The sequence below is a fragment of the Kitasatospora sp. NPDC088134 genome (assembly GCF_044741705.1).
Taxonomy (GTDB): domain Bacteria; phylum Actinomycetota; class Actinomycetes; order Streptomycetales; family Streptomycetaceae; genus Kitasatospora.
This window is the reverse complement of record NZ_JBIUTD010000028.1, coordinates 47749-65406: the sequence shown is the minus strand read 5'-3', so window position 1 is coordinate 65406 and position 17658 is coordinate 47749. Positions and strand designations below refer to the sequence as shown.

At 73.9% G+C, this 17658-nt stretch carries 16 protein-coding genes and 1 tRNA gene; 12 read left to right on the top strand and 5 right to left on the bottom strand.

Annotated elements, in window-relative coordinates:
- Positions 1 to 368: 368 nt before the first annotated feature.
- The 3 genes from ACIOHG_RS31405 to ACIOHG_RS31395 form a co-directional block, all read right to left on the bottom strand.
- On the bottom strand, positions 369 to 686 hold the full coding sequence (locus ACIOHG_RS31405; protein WP_400955648.1) for an FmdB family zinc ribbon protein: 318 nt from the start codon (positions 684 to 686) through the stop codon (positions 369 to 371).
- A gap of 95 nt (positions 687 to 781) precedes the next feature.
- Complete coding sequence (locus ACIOHG_RS31400) at positions 782 to 2080, bottom strand: MFS transporter (protein ID WP_400955647.1); 1299 nt, start codon at positions 2078 to 2080, stop codon at positions 782 to 784.
- A gap of 207 nt (positions 2081 to 2287) precedes the next feature.
- Positions 2288 to 3808, bottom strand: coding sequence for a potassium/proton antiporter (locus tag ACIOHG_RS31395; protein ID WP_400955646.1), 1521 nt, complete (start codon positions 3806 to 3808; stop codon positions 2288 to 2290).
- A 241-nt stretch (positions 3809 to 4049) separates the two neighbouring features.
- Between ACIOHG_RS31395 and ACIOHG_RS31390 the strand changes: the two genes are divergently transcribed.
- Positions 4050 to 6788: a penicillin acylase family protein gene (locus ACIOHG_RS31390; RefSeq protein ID WP_400955645.1), complete on the top strand. Its 2739-nt coding sequence runs from the start codon at positions 4050 to 4052 to the stop codon at positions 6786 to 6788.
- A gap of 168 nt (positions 6789 to 6956) precedes the next feature.
- Positions 6957 to 7343, top strand: a complete 387-nt coding sequence (locus ACIOHG_RS31385; protein WP_400955643.1) for a hypothetical protein — start codon at positions 6957 to 6959, stop codon at positions 7341 to 7343.
- Positions 7344 to 7422: 79 nt separating this feature from the next.
- On the opposite strand, the gene ACIOHG_RS31380 is transcribed toward ACIOHG_RS31385, so the two are convergent.
- Positions 7423 to 8019, bottom strand: a complete 597-nt coding sequence (locus ACIOHG_RS31380; protein WP_400955642.1) for a 5-formyltetrahydrofolate cyclo-ligase — start codon at positions 8017 to 8019, stop codon at positions 7423 to 7425.
- A 61-nt stretch (positions 8020 to 8080) separates the two neighbouring features.
- Between ACIOHG_RS31380 and ACIOHG_RS31375 the strand changes: the two genes are divergently transcribed.
- From ACIOHG_RS31375 to ACIOHG_RS31330, 10 genes are all read left to right on the top strand, one after another.
- Positions 8081 to 8920, top strand: a complete 840-nt coding sequence (locus tag ACIOHG_RS31375) for a GGDEF domain-containing protein (protein ID WP_400955641.1) — start codon at positions 8081 to 8083, stop codon at positions 8918 to 8920.
- A gap of 57 nt (positions 8921 to 8977) precedes the next feature.
- The gene (galU, locus tag ACIOHG_RS31370) at positions 8978 to 9898 is read left to right on the top strand and encodes a UTP--glucose-1-phosphate uridylyltransferase GalU (protein ID WP_400955640.1); all 921 of its coding nucleotides are present in this window, start codon (positions 8978 to 8980) and stop codon (positions 9896 to 9898) included.
- 68 nt (positions 9899 to 9966) lie between these two features.
- Positions 9967 to 11277, top strand: a complete 1311-nt coding sequence (gene glp, locus ACIOHG_RS31365) for a gephyrin-like molybdotransferase Glp (protein WP_400955638.1) — start codon at positions 9967 to 9969, stop codon at positions 11275 to 11277.
- Positions 11278 to 11391: 114 nt separating this feature from the next.
- The gene (moaC, locus tag ACIOHG_RS31360) at positions 11392 to 11832 is read left to right on the top strand and encodes a cyclic pyranopterin monophosphate synthase MoaC (RefSeq protein WP_400955709.1); all 441 of its coding nucleotides are present in this window, start codon (positions 11392 to 11394) and stop codon (positions 11830 to 11832) included.
- On the top strand, positions 11829 to 12419 hold the full coding sequence (locus ACIOHG_RS31355; RefSeq protein ID WP_400955637.1) for a molybdenum cofactor biosynthesis protein B: 591 nt from the start codon (positions 11829 to 11831) through the stop codon (positions 12417 to 12419). Before moaC ends, ACIOHG_RS31355 begins: the two co-directional genes overlap by 4 nt.
- Positions 12416 to 13042: a GNAT family N-acetyltransferase gene (locus tag ACIOHG_RS31350; protein ID WP_400955707.1), complete on the top strand. Its 627-nt coding sequence runs from the start codon at positions 12416 to 12418 to the stop codon at positions 13040 to 13042. Before ACIOHG_RS31355 ends, ACIOHG_RS31350 begins: the two co-directional genes overlap by 4 nt.
- A 162-nt stretch (positions 13043 to 13204) precedes the next feature.
- Positions 13205 to 14272: a gephyrin-like molybdotransferase receptor GlpR gene (gene glpR / locus ACIOHG_RS31345; RefSeq protein ID WP_400955636.1), complete on the top strand. Its 1068-nt coding sequence runs from the start codon at positions 13205 to 13207 to the stop codon at positions 14270 to 14272.
- A 68-nt stretch (positions 14273 to 14340) separates the two neighbouring features.
- Positions 14341 to 14417, top strand: a tRNA-Ala gene (locus tag ACIOHG_RS31340).
- Between the two features lie 873 nt (positions 14418 to 15290).
- Complete coding sequence (locus ACIOHG_RS31335; RefSeq protein ID WP_400955635.1) at positions 15291 to 15458, top strand: hypothetical protein; 168 nt, start codon at positions 15291 to 15293, stop codon at positions 15456 to 15458.
- Between the two features lie 1095 nt (positions 15459 to 16553).
- Positions 16554 to 17240, top strand: a complete 687-nt coding sequence (locus ACIOHG_RS31330) for a helix-turn-helix domain-containing protein (protein WP_400955633.1) — start codon at positions 16554 to 16556, stop codon at positions 17238 to 17240.
- Here the strand turns inward: ACIOHG_RS31330 and ACIOHG_RS31325 are convergent.
- Entirely contained in the window at positions 17186 to 17602 is a 417-nt protein-coding gene (locus ACIOHG_RS31325; protein ID WP_400955631.1) for a hypothetical protein, read from the bottom strand. The two genes, ACIOHG_RS31330 and ACIOHG_RS31325, sit on opposite strands and share 55 nt — an antisense overlap.
- Between the last annotated feature and the right edge of the window lie 56 nt (positions 17603 to 17658).

Sequence of the window (17658 nt, the reverse complement as noted above, 5' to 3'; positions counted from 1 at the left end):
AGCCCCGGACACCGCCGCAGCGCGTGCCGCCAGCGCGGGCGACCCCGCGCGGTGCCGCGGATCGGCGGGAAATCGGGCACCTCGCGGCGCGGCGGGACGAGCACGGCGGGCAGCGGGGGGAACACGGCGGCGGTCACGGCGGCGGGCCCTTCCTGGAGGGGCGGGGGAACTGCCGGCCATCCTGCGCCCCGTCGCCCCCGCCCCGCGCGCCGCTTCCGCACCCTGTGGAAAACCCCGCCCTGTGGACAACCGCCCTCACCCGTCCGGGTGAGGGCGCTGCGCCGTTCGGAGTATCGCCCGTGACCGCCCGGATCCGGGTACGCCGGAGCCCCGGTCCGCACGGCGGACCGGGGCTCGGTGCGACGGGTTCAGCTCGCGGTGGACGCGGAGCCGGAGCCGCTCGACGACGAGGACGACGAGGACGTCGACGGAGCGGACGCCGAAGAGGCAGAGGTCGACGACGAAGAGGTCGAGGAGGTCGAGGACGAGGCCACCGAGCTGCTGGAGCCGGAGCGGCTGTCGGTGCGGTAGAAGCCGGAGCCCTTGAAGACCACGCCCACGGCCGAGAAGACCTTGCGGAGCTTCCCCTGGCAGTCGGGGCACGTGGTCAGCGCGTCGTCGCTGAACTTCTGCACCGCCTCGAGGCCGTTGCCGCACTCGGTGCACTGGTACTGGTACGTGGGCACTTTCCGCTTCCTCCTGTCACTCCCCCTGGCACTCTCACGCCATGAGTGCTAACGACGGTCCATGATGCGGCATTCCGCTGGTGGAGTCCAGCGGCTCAGCCGCGGCGGGCGGCGCCGGCCAGCTGTTCGCGGACGATCCCTCCCCCGGCCACGGTACGTGCGGCGGGGGCCGGAGCGGCCAGCAGACCGCGCATCGTGACGAGCGCCACCAGGCCGAGGCCGGAGCCGGCCAGCGCGACGGTGAAGCCGAGCGAGGGCCCGGAGCGGTCGATCAGCTGCCCGGCGGCGGTCGAGCCGAGGGCCAGGCCGAGGCCGATCGCGCCGGTCAGCCAGGTGAACGCCTCGGTCTTGGCGCCGTCCGCGACCAGCGACTCCACCAGGGTGTAGCCGGTGATCAGGGTGGGCGCGATGGCCAGGCCGCAGAACAGGCAGGCCGCGGTCAGCGCGACCAGGTTCGGCATCGCCCACAGGGTCGAGCAGCCGAGCACCAGCAGCGCGTAGCAGGCGACCATCCGCTGCCGGGCGCCGGAGCGCCACGGGACCAGGCCGTAGAGCACGCCGGCCACCATCGAGCCGGTGGCGAACAGGCCGTAGACCAGGCCGCTGAGCCCGCCGGAGCCGGCGTCCTCGGCGAAGGCGGTGATCGAGACCTGCAGGGTGCCGAAGACGGTGCCCAGGCCCAGGAAGGCGCCGGCCAGCAGCCGGACCCCGGGGGAGGCGAGCGCGGAGGCGCGCCGGTGGCCGGGGGCGGCCGGGCCGGTGGGCACCGGGGCGGTGTCCCGGCGGGCGGCGAAGGCCAGGCCGCCGAGCAGGGTGAGGGCGGCCTCGGCGGCCAGGCCGACGGACGGGTCGGCCAGGGTGGCGACGCCGGTGGCCAGCATCGGGCCGACCACGAAGGTGAACTCGTCGGTGACCGACTCGAAGGCGAAGGCGGTGTTCAGCAGGGCCGGGCGCGCGCCCAGCCGGTGCACCCAGCGGGCCCGGACCATCGCGCCGACCTGCGGCACGGCGGCACCGGCCGGGGCGGCGGCCAGGAACAGCGTCCAGTCGGGGGCGCCGGAGCGGGCCAGCAGGACCAGCGCGGCCACCGCGAGGGCGTGCACGACCACGGTGGGGACCAGCACGGCGGCCTGGCCGTACCGGTCGGCCAGCCGGCCGGTCTGCGGGCCGACCAGGGCCTGGGCGACGGCGGCGACCGCCGCGACCGAGCCGGCCAGGCCGTAGGAGCCGGTGGTGTCGTGGACCAGCAGCACGATGCCCAGGCTGAGCATGGCGTACGGCAGGCGGGCCGCCAGGGCGGGGAGCAGGAAGGTCCAGGAACCGGGGGTGCGCAGCAGCGCCCCGTAGCCGGTGCCGCTGGTGGTGGGGTCGTCGACCGGTCGGCGGGCCGCCACGGTCGGTCCTCTCTGCTGCCTGGTAGCGCGGGAGGGCGGTCGGGAGTGGACCGGTCCGGCGCCGAGAGTCGTCCTCTCGCGCGTCGACCGGGGTTGTTACCGGGCCGCGGACGGTGTGCCGCGGGGCCCGGCCGCCGAGCGGTCGCGCCGACTCTGCATCAGGCAGGTACGGAAAAAATCTAGGGGTTCTGCCTTCAGCTTAGCGGTTCAGCGCGGCTTCTTCCTGGGAAGGGAAGGTGAATCCTCGGCGTTGTGCAGCCATCCGGCGAGCTTGCCGCCCTGGTCGACGGCGCGCAGCCGGCGCTCGGCGGCCTCGGAGACCGCGTCGGTGGTGACCACCAGCAGCTCGTCGCCCTCGCGCAGCACCGTCATCCGGTCCGGGACGAAGCTGGAGCCCTCGCGCACCACCAGGGTGACCGCGGCGCCCTTGGGCAGGCGCAGCTCGGAGACCTCGACGCCGGACATCCGGGAGCCGGGGGAGAGCTGCACCGACAGCAGGTGGCCGTGCAGCTTCTCCAGCGGGGCGGACTCGATGCCGAGGTCCTGGCCGAGGTCGCCCTCGCCGATCCGCAGCCACCGGGCGACCAGCGGCAGGGTCGGGCCCTGGAGCAGGGTGAAGACCACCACCAGGATGAAGACCACGTTGAACAGCTGCCGGGCGTCGGCCGCGCCGGAGACCAGCGGGATGGTGGCGAGCACGATCGGCACCGCGCCGCGCAGGCCGGCCCAGGACAGCAGGGCCTGCTCGCGCCAGGGGACGCGGAACGGCGTCATGGTGAGCAGCACCGACAGCGGCCGGGCGGCGAACACCAGCACCGCGCCCGCGACCAGCCCCGGCACCAGCGCCGAGCCCATGGTGGCGGGGGTGACCAGCAGGCCGAGCACCACGAACATGCCGATCTGGCCGATCCAGGCCAGGCCGTCGGCGAAGCCGCGCACCGCGGGGCCGTGCGGCAGCTTGGAGTTCCCGAGGATCACCGAGGCGAGGTAGGCGGCCAGGAAGCCGGAGGCGTGCAGCAGCGCGCCGCCCGCGTAGGCCAGCACGATCAGCGCCAGCACCGCGATCGGGTACAGGCCGGAGGAGGGCAGCGCGACCCGGCGCACCGCGTAGGCGCCGAGCCGGCCGACCGCGTACCCGACCGCCGCGCCGATCGCCAGCTCGACCACGATGGTGCCGACCAGTACGTACCAGGGGTCGAGCTCGCCGGCGGTGGCGAAGGCCACCACCAGGATCACCACGGGCGCGTCGTTGAAGCCGGACTCGGCCTCCAGCAGGCCGGTGAGGCGCTTGGGCAGCGGGACCATCCGCAGTACCGAGAAGACCGCGGCGGCGTCGGTGGAGGAGACGATCGCGCCGAGCAGCAGCGCGGTGCGCCAGTCCAGGCCGACCAGCCAGTGCGCGCCGGCGGCGGTGACGAACACCGAGACCGCGACGCCGGCGGTGGCCAGCACGGCGGCGGCCGGGACCACCGGCCGGATCGACCGCCAGCTGGTCTTCAGGCCGCCCTCGGCGAGGATGACCACCAGGGCCGCGTAGCCCAGGACCTGGGTGAGCTCGGCGTCGTCGAAGTCCACGCCGATGCCGTTCTGGCCGAGCGCGACCCCGATCCCGAGGTAGATCAGCAGCGAGGGCAGTCCGGACCGGGTGGAGATCCGCACCGCCACCACGGCGAACAGCAGGATCACGGCCGACTCGAGGAGCAGGGTGTTCAGGCGGTCGACGGTCACGCAGGGGCACCTCTGGCAGCGGAAGGGCTTCTGACGGATCGTTGCTCAGTTCGTTACTCAGTCTAACATTTTACTTGATCTTTACGCCAGGACCGCTCCCCGCCCCGGGCCGAGTAAGGTCCCAACGGCACCGTCGACCCACCGCCGGTGTCCCCCGTGCACGGCCGCCCGCGCCGTCGCCCTAATGTGGTGACCTGTCACGGCCGCACCCTCAAAACCGCACCCTCAAACAAGGACTGGGATGCCCCGCTCGAAGAAGTTCCGGCGCGCACGTCTGATCGTGATCCTGCTGGCCGTTCTGCTGGTGGCGGGTCTGGCGGGCGGCGGCTGGTGGGCGGTGGACACCGTCCGCTCCTCCTTCCCGCAGGTCAGCGGCACCGTCAAGGTGCCCGGCATGTCCGCCCCGGTGGACGTGGTCCGCGACGACAAGGGCATCCCGCAGCTGTACGCCGACACCGACGCCGACCTGTTCCGCGCCCAGGGCTACGTGCAGGCCCAGGACCGGTTCTGGGAGATGGACGTCCGCCGGCACGTCACCGCCGGCCGGCTCGCCGAGATGTTCGGCTCCAGCGCGGTCGAGAACGACACCTTCCTGCGCACCATGGGCTGGCGCCAGGTCGCGCAGAAGGAGTGGGACACCGTCCTGTCCGAGGACACCAAGCGCCACCTGACCGCCTACACCGAGGGCGTCAACGCCTGGCTCGCCGAGCACCCCGGCGGGGCCGGCGCCTCGTTGGAGTACGCGCTGCTCGGCGCGGTCAACTCCGACTACACGCCGGAGAAGTGGGACCCGGTCGACTCGGTCGCCTGGCTCAAGGCGATGGCCTGGAGCCTGTCCGGCAACCTGCAGGAGGAGATCGACCGCTCGCTGCTCACCCAGGACTTCGGCGCCGAGCAGATCGAGCAGCTGTACCCGGCGTACCCGTACGACCGCAACGGCACCATCGTGAAGACCGGCAAGCTGGCCGCCGACGGCACCTACACCCCGGGCGCCGGCGCCACCGTGCCCGCCGTGCCCGGCACCGCCCCCGCGGGCGGGGCGCAGGCCCGGGCCGCCGCGCAGGCGCTGCTCGGCGACGTGTCCGGCAAGGTCGGCGCGCTGCCGCAACTGCTCGGCCCGCAGGGGCAGGGCATCGGCTCCAACTCCTGGGTGGTGTCCGGCGCGAACACCACCACCGGCAGCCCGCTGCTGGCCAACGACCCGCACCTCGGCCCCGGCATGCCGTCCATCTGGTACCAGATGGGCCTGCACTGCCGGAGCACCTCGCCGAGCTGCGGCTACGACGTGGCCGGCTACACCTTCGCCGGGATGCCGGGCGTGGTGATCGGCCACAACAAGGACATCGCCTGGGGCTTCACCAACCTCGGCGCCGACGTCACCGACCTCTACCTGGAGAAGGTCACCGGCCCCGAGACCTACCTGCTCGACGGCAAGGACGTCCCGTTCGCCGTCCGCAAGGAGACCGTCAAGGTGGCCGGCGGCGAGGACCGCACCATCACCGTCCGCACCACCCAGGACGGCATGCCGCTGATCTCCGACCAGTCCTCCGAGGAGCAGAAGGTCGGCCGCAACGCCCCCGCCGGCCTCACCGCCCCCGACCGGGCGGCCGGCTACGGCGTCGCACTGCGCTGGACCGCGCTGGTGCCCGGGAAGACCATGGACGCCGTCTTCAAGCTCGACCGGGCCGCCGACTTCGCCGGGTTCCGGGCCGCCGCCCAGGACTTCGCCGTCCCCGCGCAGAACCTGATCTACGCCGACACCAAGGGCAACATCGGCTACCAGGCCCCCGGCCTGATCCCGGTCCGCGGCAAGGGCGACGGCCGCTACCCCGCCCCCGGCTGGGACTCCGGCTACGCCTGGAACGCGAACTTCCTGCCGTTCAAGTCGCTGCCCTACGCCTACAACCCGCCCGAGGGCTACATCGTGACGGCCAACCAGGCCGTCGTCGACCAGACCTACAAGCCGTCGCTCACCACCGACTGGGAGTACGGCACCCGGGCCAAGGAGATCACCGACCAGATCCAGGAGAAGCTGAAGAACGGCGGCCGGATCTCGCCGGACGACATGCAGGCCATCCAGCTCGACAACACCAGCGTGCTGGCCAAGGAGCTCGTCCCGCTGCTGCTCAAGGTCAAGATCGACGACCCCTACGTGCGCGAGGCCCAGGACCTGCTGAAGGACTGGAACTACCACCAGGACGCCGACTCCGCCGCCGCCGCGTACTACAACGGCGTCTGGCGGGCGCTGCTCACCCTCGCCTTCGGGCAGAAGTTCCCCGCCGACCTCCGGGTCGAGGGCGACTGCCTGCTGGTCCGGCAGAAGCGCGACAACACGCTGCCCGACGACGCCCTCGGCGGCGCCGTGCAGGCCGTCACCGAGTGCGGCACCCGCAAGCCCTCGCAGGCCCAGCCGGACGGCGGCGACCGCTGGACGGAGGTGGTCCGCCAGCAGCTCGCCAACCCCAAGTCGTCGTGGTGGGACTACATCGACTCCAACCACCAGCCGCAGCACGGACTCGACAACCTGCTCGCCGAGGCCCTCAAGGACGCCCGCCAGGACCTCACCTCGCGCCTCAGCAAGGACATCTCCACCTGGAGCTGGGGCCGCCTGCACCGGCTCACCCTGAAGGAGCCCACGCTCGGCAGCGACGACTCCTCGATCGCCTCCGGCGTGGTGCGCCGACTGCTCGACCGGGGTCCCTACAAGCTCTCCGGCGGCAGCGCCGCGGTCGACGCCACCGGCTGGAACGCCGCGGCCGGCTACGAGGTGGACTGGATCCCCTCGATGCGGATGGTCGTCGACCTCAGCAACTTCGACGCCTCCCGCTGGATCAACGTCGGCGGCGCGTCCGGGCACGCCTTCCACGCCAACTACAACGACCAGACCGAGCTCTGGGCCAAGGGCGAACTGCTGCCCTGGGCCTACGGCAAGGACGCCGTCGCCAAGGCGGGACGGAACACCCTGCGGCTGACCGGCTGACCCGGCACGCTTTCTGACGGGGCCTCAACTTCGCGTTGGGGCCCCGTTCTTCGTGCCGCCACCTGTGCGCCGGGCCCGATTTCCCGTTGAACCGGCCCCGCGCGCAAGGCCGTTGAGTGGACCGGGGGCACGAGAGCCCCCTGCCGCACCACGACCTCGGAGGACCACATGTCCATCACTTCGCACTCCGTCCGGGCCACCGGCCTGCTGCTGGCCGCCGGCCTGGTCTCCGGCGTGGCCCTGGCCGCCCCGGCCGCCGCCTCTGACAGCTCCAACCTGCAGCCGCTCCCGAACATCAGCGTCTGCACCAAGGGCAACTACCCCGCCTACCTCGTCTTCACCGACCGCGGCGGCCTCGCCACCCGCGTCGCCGCCGCCAACGGCGGCTGCGCCTCCCTCTACCTGAGCGGGCGCAGCAGCGAGCACGTCACCATCAAGGGCATCCGCCCCAACGGCAGCAGCTTCACCGTCGGCACCGACACCTTCGACGACGCCGACGGCGAGCACATCACCGTCTACGGCACCCCGGAGACCAACGACTGGTACGCCGCCTGACCACGGGCGCGCGGGACCGGGGCCGGGAGCGATCCGTCGCTCCCGGCCCCGCCGTGTTCCCGGTGCCCCCGGAGCGGCCTCAGAACCGGGTGACCCCCGCCGGGGTGACCGCCGCGTGCACCGGGAGGTCGTGCGGCTCGGCGGGGACGGCGGGCCGGAGCTCGTGGGCGTAGAGCAGGGTGGCCAGCAGCGGGGTCGCGCCGGCCGCCCGGAGCCGGGCCAGCACCCGGTCGTAGGAGCCGCCGCCGCGGCCCAGCCGGGTGCCGCGGGCGTCGACCGCCAGGCCGGGCAGCAGGACCACGTCGGCGGTGGTGACGGCGTCGGGGCCGAGCCGGGGCCCGACCGGCTCCAGCAGGCCCCGGGCGGCCGGGGCGAGGTCCGCGTCGCCGGTGTAGCGGGCCCAGTCCAGGTCGTTGTCGGGCAGCAGCACCGGCAGCAGCACCGTCGCCCCGGCGGCGGCCAGCGCGGCCAGCAGCGGGCGGGTGCCGGGCTCGGCGCCGACCGAGACGTACGCGGCGACGGTGCCGCCCGGCGGGACCAGCCCGGCCGCGTGCCCGGCCAGGGCGGCGGCGGCCGCGGCGCGCTCCGGGGCGCCGAGCGCCCGCCGTTCGGCGAGCAGCCGTGTCCTGAGCGCCGCCTTGTCGTTGGACAACTGATCCGCAGTCACCGTCCACATCCCTTCAGCTCCGTCGTCCGCCCCGGGCGGTGACACGAGCCTGACACGTCGAGGGCGCCGCATGTCCACCCCGCTCCTGCTCCAGGCCCTGGCCGCGCTCGGTGCCGTCGCCCCCGCGGCGGCCGGCGCCGCCGTGCTGCGCGGCCGCCGGGACCGGGCCGGTCGGCGCGCGCGGGAGGCCGAACTCCTGGCGAAGATCGCGGAACTGGCCGGGGAACGGGACGAGCTGCGCCGCACCGCCTCCTGCGATCCGCTCACCGGGGTGTGGAACTACCGTCACCTGCAGCTCACCTTGGACCGGGAGATCGAACGGGCCCGCCGGGCCGAGGCGGTCGCCGTCGAGCCCCGACCGCTGGCCGTGCTGATGGTCGAACTGGCCGGCTTCGACGCCCTGGTCGACGAGCACGGCCGGGCCCGCGCCAACACCATGCTGCGCGACCTCGCCCAGCGCCTCGCGGTGGAGATCCGCAGCTGCGACACCCTCGGACGGTACGGGGGCGAAGAGTTCCTGGTACTGCTGCCCGACACCGGCCCGGAGGGCGCCGCCCAGGTCGCCGAGCGGCTGTGCTGGTCGGTCCGGCGGCACCGGCTGACGGACCGCCACCCCGGCGAGGCCGCCGCCCCCGACGCCCGCAGCGGACTGACCGCCGCGATCGGCCTGGCCGTGCTGCCCCGGGACGGCGCGCACGCCGCGGTGCTGCTGCGCTCCGCCGACCGCGCGCTCGCCGCGGCCCGGGCCGCCGGCGGGGACTGCTGGCGTTCGGCCGATCCGGTGCCCACCGGCCCCGCAGGGCCGAACGCCCCGAAGGCGCCCGGTAAGGTGTCTCCCGGCCCCGGCGAGGCTTCCCTCACCCCGCACGCGACCACCGCCGGACCTCGCGCCGCAGGTGACAGGCCTTAACAACCGATTCACCTTGCGCTCAGCAGGGTGGAATGCCAGCCCCAGTAAGGTCGACGCATGACGAACACGCACGCCCGTAGGCCGGTCACCAAGGCAGTTGTCCCGGCCGCCGGACTCGGCACCAGGTTCCTCCCCGCGACCAAGGCCACTCCCAAGGAGATGCTGCCGGTCGTCGACAAGCCCGCCATCCAGTACGTCGTCGAGGAGGCCTCCGCCGCGGGCCTGTCCGACATACTGATGGTGACCGGCCGCAACAAGCGCGCCCTGGAGGACCACTTCGACCGGGCCTACGAGCTGGAGGAGTTGCTGGCCCGCAAGGGCGACCAGGAGCGACTGCGCCGCGTGCAGGAGTCCGTGCAGCTCGCCAGCATGCACTACGTCCGGCAGGGCGACCCGAAGGGCCTCGGCCACGCCGTCTCGGTCGCCGAACAGCACGTCGCCGGACAGCCGTTCGCCGTTCTGCTCGGTGACGACCTGATCGACCCGCGCGACCCGCTGCTGGCCCGGATGATCGAGGTCCAGCAGGAGCTCGGCGGCTCCGTCGTCGCCCTGATGGAGGTCGACCCCGCGCAGATCCACCTGTACGGCTGCGCCGCCGTCAAGCCGAACGGCTTCGGCGAGGACGTCTTCCGGGTGACCGACCTGGTCGAGAAGCCCGACACCGCCGACGCGCCGTCCAACTACGCCGTCATCGGCCGCTACGTGCTCGACCCGACCGTCTTCGACGTGCTGCGCGAGACCCCGCCCGGCCGCGGCGGCGAGATCCAGCTGACCGACGCGCTGCGCGAACTCGCCACCCGCGACGAGGACAACGGCGGTCCGGTGCACGGCGTGCTGTTCAAGGGCCGCCGCTACGACACCGGCGACCGCGCCGACTACCTGCGCGCGATCGTCCGGCTGGCCTGCGAGCGCGACGACCTCGGCCCCGAATTCCGCAGCTGGCTGCGGCAGTTCGTGGCCGCCGAACTGCAGGGCTGAGACCCGGCCCGGCCACCCGCCGGGCCGCGGGACGCGTGGACGGCGAGCACGAAGGCGAGCGTGAGGCGATGACCGGGAAGCCCGACCCCTGCTGCGCGGAGGAGGCCGGTGCCCCGGCCCCGGCACGCCTGTGGACGGTCGACGAGCACCTCGCCGACGTGCTCGCCGACGTCGCCCCGCTGCCGCCCATCGAGCTGCAACTGCTGGACGCCCAGGGCTGCCGGCTCGCCGGGGACGTGCGCGCCGACGGCGACCTGCCGCCCTTCGACAACAGCTCGATGGACGGCTACGCGCTGCGCACCGCCGACACCGTCCGGGCCACCGCCCAGTACCCGTCGGTGCTCGCCGTGGTCGGCGACATCGCCGCCGGGGCCGGCGAACTCCCCGCGGTCGGCCCCGGCCAGGCCGCCCGGATCATGACCGGCGCGCCCGTCCCGCCCGGCGCCGAGGCCGTCGCCCCGGTCGAGTGGACCGACGGCGGCACCGGCACCGGCCGGGCCGCCGACAGCATGGGCCCCGCCACCGAGGGCGAGGAACTGCGGGTGCTCCGCCCGGTCGCCGAGGGCGCGCACATCCGGCGGCGCGGCAGCGACGTCACCGCCGGGGACACCGTGCTGCGGGCCGGCACCGTGCTCGGGCCCACCCAGCTCGGCCTGCTCGCCGCGATCGGCCGGGGCACCGTCGAGGTCCGCCCCCGGCCCCGGGTCGTGGTGCTCTCCACCGGCAGCGAACTCGTCCCGCCCGGCGAGGAGGCCGGGCCCGGGCAGATCCACGACTCCAACTCGTACATGCTGACCGCCGCCGCGATCGCGGCCGGCGCCGTCGCCTTCCGGGTCGGCGGCGTCCCCGACGAGGCCGCCACGCTGCGCGCCGTGCTGGAGGACCAGCTCGGCCGGGCCGACCTGATCGTCACCAGCGGCGGCGTCTCGGTCGGCGCGTACGACGTGGTCAAGGAGGTCTTCGCCGACTACGGCGGGGTGGACTTCCGCAGGCTGCGGATGCAGCCCGGCAAGCCGCAGGGCTTCGGGCGGATCGGCCCCGGCGTGCCGCTGCTCGCGCTGCCCGGCAACCCGGTCAGCGCGTACCTCTCCTTCGAGCTGTTCGTCCGCCCGGTGATCCGCACCATGCTCGGCGCCCCCGACGTGCACCGCCCCGTGGTGCGGGCCGCCACCACCGCCGCGCTGCGCTCCCCGGCCGGGCGGCGGCAGTTCCTGCGCGGCCGGTACGACCCGGCGGCCGGCACCGTGGCGCCGGTCGGCGGCCAGGGGTCGCACCTGGTCGGGGCGCTGGCCCTGGCCGACTGCCTGATCACCGTGCCCGAGGACACCACCGCGCTGCCCGCCGGCAGCACCGTCGATGTGGTCCTTCTCACGGACTGACCGCGGCGGGGCTGTACGGTAGCGCGAGATTCGCAGCGCGCACTGGAGCCCCACGTGACCGACACACCACCCGGCGACCGCCTCACCCACGTCGACGCCACCGGCGCGGCCCGGATGGTCGACGTCTCCGAGAAGGCCGCCACCACCCGGGTCGCGGTGGCGGCCGGCCGGGTCCGGATCGCCCCCCGGGTGGTCGAACTGCTGCGCGGCGAGGGCGTCCCCAAGGGCGACGCGCTCGCGGTGGCCCGGATCGCCGGGATCATGGGCGCCAAGCGGACGCCCGAGCTGATCCCGCTCTGCCACCCGATCGCGCTCACCGGCACCACCGTCGACCTGGCCGTCACCGACACCGCCGTCGAGATCACCGCCACCGTCCGCACCGCCGACCGCACCGGCGTCGAGATGGAGGCGCTGACCGCCGTCGCCACCGCCGCGCTCACCGTGATCGACATGGTCAAGGCGGTCGACAAGGCCGCCGCGATCGAGGACGTCCGGGTGCTCAGCAAGACCGGCGGCAAGAGCGGCGACTGGGTCCGCGGGGAGGGGGCCGAGTGAAGGCGCTCGCCGTCACCGTCTCCAACCGGGCCGCGGCCGGCGTGTACCAGGACAAGGGCGGTCCGCTGCTGGTCGCCGGGCTGCGGGAGATGGGCTTCACCGCCGACGGGCCGCTGGTCGTCCCCGACGGGGAACCGGTCGAGGCGGCGCTGCGCGAGGCCGTCGCCGCCGGGTACGACGTGGTGCTGACCACCGGCGGCACCGGCATCTCCCCGCAGGACCTCACCCCCGAGATGACCGCCCGGGTGCTCGACCGGCAGATCCCCGGCATCCCCGAGGCGATCCGCGCGCACGGCCGGGCCGCGGTCCCCACCGCCGCCCTCTCCCGCGGCCTGGCCGGGCTGGCCGGGCGCACCCTGGTGGTCAACCTGCCCGGCTCCACCGGCGGCGTCCGGGACGGTCTTGCGGTGCTCGCCGCGCTGCTGCCGCACGCCGTCGACCAGTTGGCGGGCGGCGACCACCCGCGGACCGACGGGCCTGCGGACGCCGCCGGTGCTGTGAGCGCCGCCGGTGCTGTGGACGCGGCCGGTGCCGTGAGCGCCGCCGGTGCTGCGGACGCCGCCGATCAGGCCGGGAGCGGACGCTGAACGCGGGCTGGCCGGTCGAACTGGCCGAGGGGGAGGTGCTGCTGCGGCCGATCCGGCGCCGCGACGAGGCCGAGTGGCAGGAGGTCAGCCGCCGCAACCGGGAGTGGCTGCGCCGCTGGGAGGCCACCGTGCCGCCCGCGCCGCCCGGCCGCGCCCCGCTGCCCCGGCCCACCTACCGGCAGATGGTCCGCTACCTGCGCGGCGAGGCCGCGGCCGGCCGGATGCTGCCCTTCGTGGTGGTCCACCGGGGCCGCCTGGTCGGCCAGTTGACGGTGGGCGGGATCACCTGGGGCTCGATGTGCTCGGCCAACGTCGGCTACTGGGTGGACGAGGCGGTCGCCGGGCGCGGCATCATGCCCACCGCCGTCGCGCTCGCCGTCGACCACTGCTTCCGCGACCTCGGTCTGCACCGGGTCGAGGTGTGCATCCGTCCGGAGAACCGGCCCAGCCGCCGGGTGGTGGAGAAACTCGGCTTCCGGGCGGAGGGAATGCGCCCCCGCTATCTGCACATCGACGGCGACTGGCGCGACCACCTGGTGTACGCGCTCACCGTGGACGAGGCCGCCGACGGATTGCTGGAACGCCTTCGGCGACTCAGAAACCGGCCGCCGGAGGATAATTGAATACCTGTTCGAATGCAGGTATCGATATGGCATCGACCGGTGCTCCGGGGTGGGGCGAGCCACCACAAATACCGGCAAAATAGTCTGAGAATCAGCTTGATCGCACGACACGCCGTGCCAAATTGCTGCAGCGCCTCAGCCCGCGCCCTTACCGTGTGAAACGTGAGCAGTAGCGGCCTTATCTACGCGGTCATCGTAGGGGCCTGGGCTGCCTATCTGGTGCCGATGTGGCTCCGCAGGCAGGACGAGCTCAACGAGTCGCGTCCGACGGAACGCTTCAGTACCGCGATCCGCCTGCTGGCCGGTCGATCGGCCATGGAGCGGCGCGCGGCCCGAGCCCTGGGCGACCAGACCGCCGACCAGCAGCACCCCGCCGGTGAGCCGGACGGGGGTCCCGCCGAATCCGGGCCCGGAGCCGGGCCGGTGGGCGTGACCGCCCCGGTGGCGCACCTGGCGCCCGCGCCGGACCCGGCACCCGTGGCACCTGCGGCACCCGTGGCGGCCCGGCCCGCCCGGGCGCCCCGCGAGGAGCGTGCCGAGCGTCCTGAGCGCGGGGAGCGTCCTGAGCGTGGGGAGCGCCCGGAGCGGGACGAGCGCGATCCCGACGAGCGGCGCTCCGCCGAGCGTCGGGCCCGCCTGCTCGCCCGGCGCCGGCGCATGGTCACCCTGCTCTTCCTCGCCTTCGCGCTCGGCGCCGTCGTCGCGGCGGTGGCCGGCTTCGCCTTCCTCTGGGTGCCCGCCGTCCCCGGCGTGCTGCTCACCCTCTACATCGGCCACCTGCGCCGGCTCGAACGGCAGCGCTACGAGGTCAAGTTCGACCGGGTCCGGGCCGTGCAGGCCGCCGAGCAGCTGCGCGAGCGCGAGCGGGTCCGGACGGAGGACCGGACGTCCGTCCGGGGGGACGGGGCGGCCGCGGCCGAGCCCGCGGACCCGAGCGCGACCCGGGCCAGCGCGCTCGCCGAGGCCACCGAGCACGAGGAGTGGGTCGACGGCGTCCGCGAGCGGGCCGCCGCCGGGCCGGACTCCTGGGAGCCCGTCCCGGTGCCGCTGCCCACCTACGTGACCGCCCCGGTCGCCCCCCGCACCACCCGGGGCCTCGACCTGTCGGCCCCCCGCACCTGGGACTCCGGCCGCCCGGCCACCCCGCTCTTCGACCAGTACGGCGAGTCCGGCCCGCAGGCCGCCGCCACCGCGGACTGGTCGGACCGGCCCCGGGCCGCCAACGAATGACCCCCGGGGCGCTCGTGTCGACCATGGTCACGAGCGCCCCTCCAGGGGTGATAGAGTTTCTTCTCGTTGGGGCTGTGGCGCAGTCCGGTAGCGCACCTCGTTCGCATCGAGGGGGTCAGGGGTTCGAATCCCCTCAGCTCCACCAACGAAATCCCGCCCGGGGAAACCCGGGCGGGATTTCTGCTTTGCGGGCCTTGGACGCAGGTGTTCGGGACCGAAGAGCGGAGTCGGCGGTGTCTGTGCGGGCACGCCGAAGTGGCCGCGGCTCCGGCGGAGTTCGCGGGCGTGCAGGAACGTGCTGACGATCTTGGCCCGTCCGTTCCCGAGTGCCCTGACGGGGCGGTGGAAGCTGTCGGGGTCGGCGTGGTCGACGACCGACAGGGTCGCGCTGTAGCCGAAGGTCTTGGTTCCGCCGCCGGAGTAGTGCCAGTTGGCGATCTCCGACAGTGCGGGGGAGGCGTCGGTGCCGCTGCCGTCGCGCCAGGCGGCGCGGTGGGCGAGTGCCTGGTCAGGGGTGAGGCGGGCGCGCCGGTCGTGGCGGGAGGGGGCCAGCACCGTGGTGATCCGGTTGACGGCGTGGTAGAAGCGCTTGGCGGACGCGCGGGTGGCGCGCGTGTCGCGCGAGTCGGCGTCCGGCAGGTCGAAGTAGCGCCGCCAGTTGGGGCTGGTGCCGAACTGCATGCACTCCCAGACGTCGGCGATGTCGGTGCTGCGCAGGCTCCTGGCGGCGAGGACGAGTCCGACGAGGACGGTCTTCGCGCCGAGTCCGGCCTTGCCGGGGCGCTTGGCCCTTCGTGGGCCTCGAGGCGGTCCGTACCGGGGCGGGCATGCCGAACGTGGGATTCTGCCGTCTGAACGGCGTGCCCGAGCGGGCCTGGCGTCGGCACCGGGTCCGCGCCCGCCAAGGTGTCCCGGCTCGCGGACCGTGGCCGCGCCCGGCCCGCGAGAGCGTCCGGGAGACCGCCCGCCGGCACGTGCTCGCGCACACCCGGCCCGGGGCCACCGCAAGGTCTGGGCGATGTGCCGCCACGACGGCCACCGCGTCTCGCAGGCGACCGTGCTGCGGCTGCTGCGGGACGCGGGCCTGCTGCTGGAGGCCGGCTGCCAGCGGGAACGGCGCCGGCTCGCCGCCCGCCGCAAGGCTGCCTTCGCGACCGGTCCGACCGGCCCGAACCAGGTCCGGTAGCTGGACTTCTCCGAGTTCGAGACGACCGGCGGCGGGACCTGGTGGCTCGCGGGTTGCCGCGACTACTGGTCGAAGTACGGGCTGGGCTGGCACGTGTCGCCCACCGCGAACCGGCACGACGCCATCGCCGCGATCGAACTCGCCGCGGCCTTGAGGACCTCGTTCGCCCTCTTCGGCTCGGCGACCTCCTTCTTGCCTTGACCCGGGCGGACTCCTCCGTGGTCGCCCCAGGGCGCTGCCCGGAGCCGATCCGGTCCCGTCGGACCCACTGCCGCACGGTCTCGGCCGATCCGACGCCGAGCTTGGACGCGACGGCCTTCATCGCGGCCCGCTCGGTGCCGTAGTCCGGACGGACCTCGGCGACCATGCGCACTCCACGACGCCGCAGCCCAGTGGGGTGAGGGGAGGGACGTGCCATGACTCGATCCCCCCGGGGGATCGAGCATCCATTCGAACGGGTGCGGTTCAAAATCTGGGCGGGATCTTCTGTTCTGCGGGCCCGGGTCTGCTTGTTCGGGGCTTTGCGGGAGGTCTTGAGCGGCCCTCAGGATCGGAGTGCTGCTACCGCGTCGGGTTGAGGGCAGCGCTGTCCGGTGGACCGGACGCAGGAGGGCGGAGGTCAACCTCCTACTGGACGGCCCGGCGCGTGCCGGCGGGCCAGGGTTCAGCCGGTTCCGAGGGGGCGGGAGACCCGGCCGGACAGTCGATTCGGAAGAGGCCGACCGGCCCCGACCACCAACCGTTGGAGGAAGTCTCGAAGCATCGCCCCCTGTTCGCTCTCGACCTCTCCGCCTCGGCCGTCATCCCCGCCGCCGTGTCGGCCAGTACCTCGGTCACCAGGACCGACACGCAGGTCGTCATCAAGGCCAGCGGGTATGGCGTCTGCCGGGGGTGGGTCCTGCCGACCGACAACTCCGCCGACAGAACGACCAGGTGAAGGGCTACTTCGCGGCTGGGGCGGAGGGCACCCCCTGCATCGGCCGGCTGGGGCGGAAGCGCTACAACGCCGACGGCAGCGTGAACTCACAACCGGACCGAGGTCACCGACTGCTACGCGAGCAACTTCCAGCCGGGAGGCCCCGCCCGCTGCAGGTCATGAAGCAGGAGTACTCGCCGCTGACCGTTGCCAGGTCCGCCCGGCTGGTGCGCCTGCTGCGCTCGCACCTGCGGAACCTGGTGGCCTCGGCCACCGGACGCCGTCAGGAGGCGCTGCCGCTGCTGGCGGACGCCACCGTCGCGCTGCTGGCCGGCATGCTCGTCCAACTCGCCGGGGGCCGGTACCGGAGCGAGAGCGGGTCGCGCCGGGGCCTGCTGCTCGTCCGGACCGGCGCGTTCATCGACGCCCACCTCGGTGATCCGGGCCTGACGCCACCCGGCGTCGCCGCGGCCCACCACATCCCGCTCCGTTACCTGCACCCGCTCTTCGAAGGGAGCGGGACCACGGTCGCGGACAAGATGCGCGCCGAGCGGCTGGAGCGGGTCCGCCGGGACCTGGCGGACCCGCTCCACGACGGGCAGCCCGTCCACGCGATCGCCGCCCGGTGGGGGACGAGGGATCCCTCGTCCTTCAGTCGGGCCTTCCGGGCCGCCCACGGCACCGCGCCGGGCGGCTACCGGCAGGCGTGTCGCGAGCACCGTCTTCTGCACCGCGCACCGGAGGCGTGTGTGCCGGGCGGCCCGGCCTGGATCGGTGCGGTGCGGTGGTGGGCGGGTGGAGTCGTCCGCCGCTACGACGCGTGGAGGGCGACGCAGGTGCCGGGGTGGCCGACCTCGCAGCTGTAGACGATGACGTCGGCGACGTTGGAGCCGGTGCCGGAGCCGCCGATGCGGTGGTACTTGCCGTCGCTCGTCCAGGCGCTGCCGGTCCACTTGGTGTACTTGGTGGAGAGGCTGACGTCGCGTCCGTTGGCCTTGCAGAGGTCGGTGACCTTGAAGTCCCGGTCGGTGTGGTAGGCGTTCTTGCTGTTGTAGGTCGCGGAGTAGTCCCAGTGGTAAGTGCCGCTCGCGGAGCCGCAGTCGTCGACGAGCCGACCCCGGTAGGAACCGCCGCCGGCGTCGGCAGTGCCTCCGAGACCCAGGACGAGTGCGCCGGCTGCTGCTGCGGCCACCGCCAGCCGGCCGACCCGGGTGTGCATCGATGCCACGGGTTCTTCTCCTGTTCCGTGTTCCTGTCAGGGATGCGACGAGTGTGCTCGCGCGC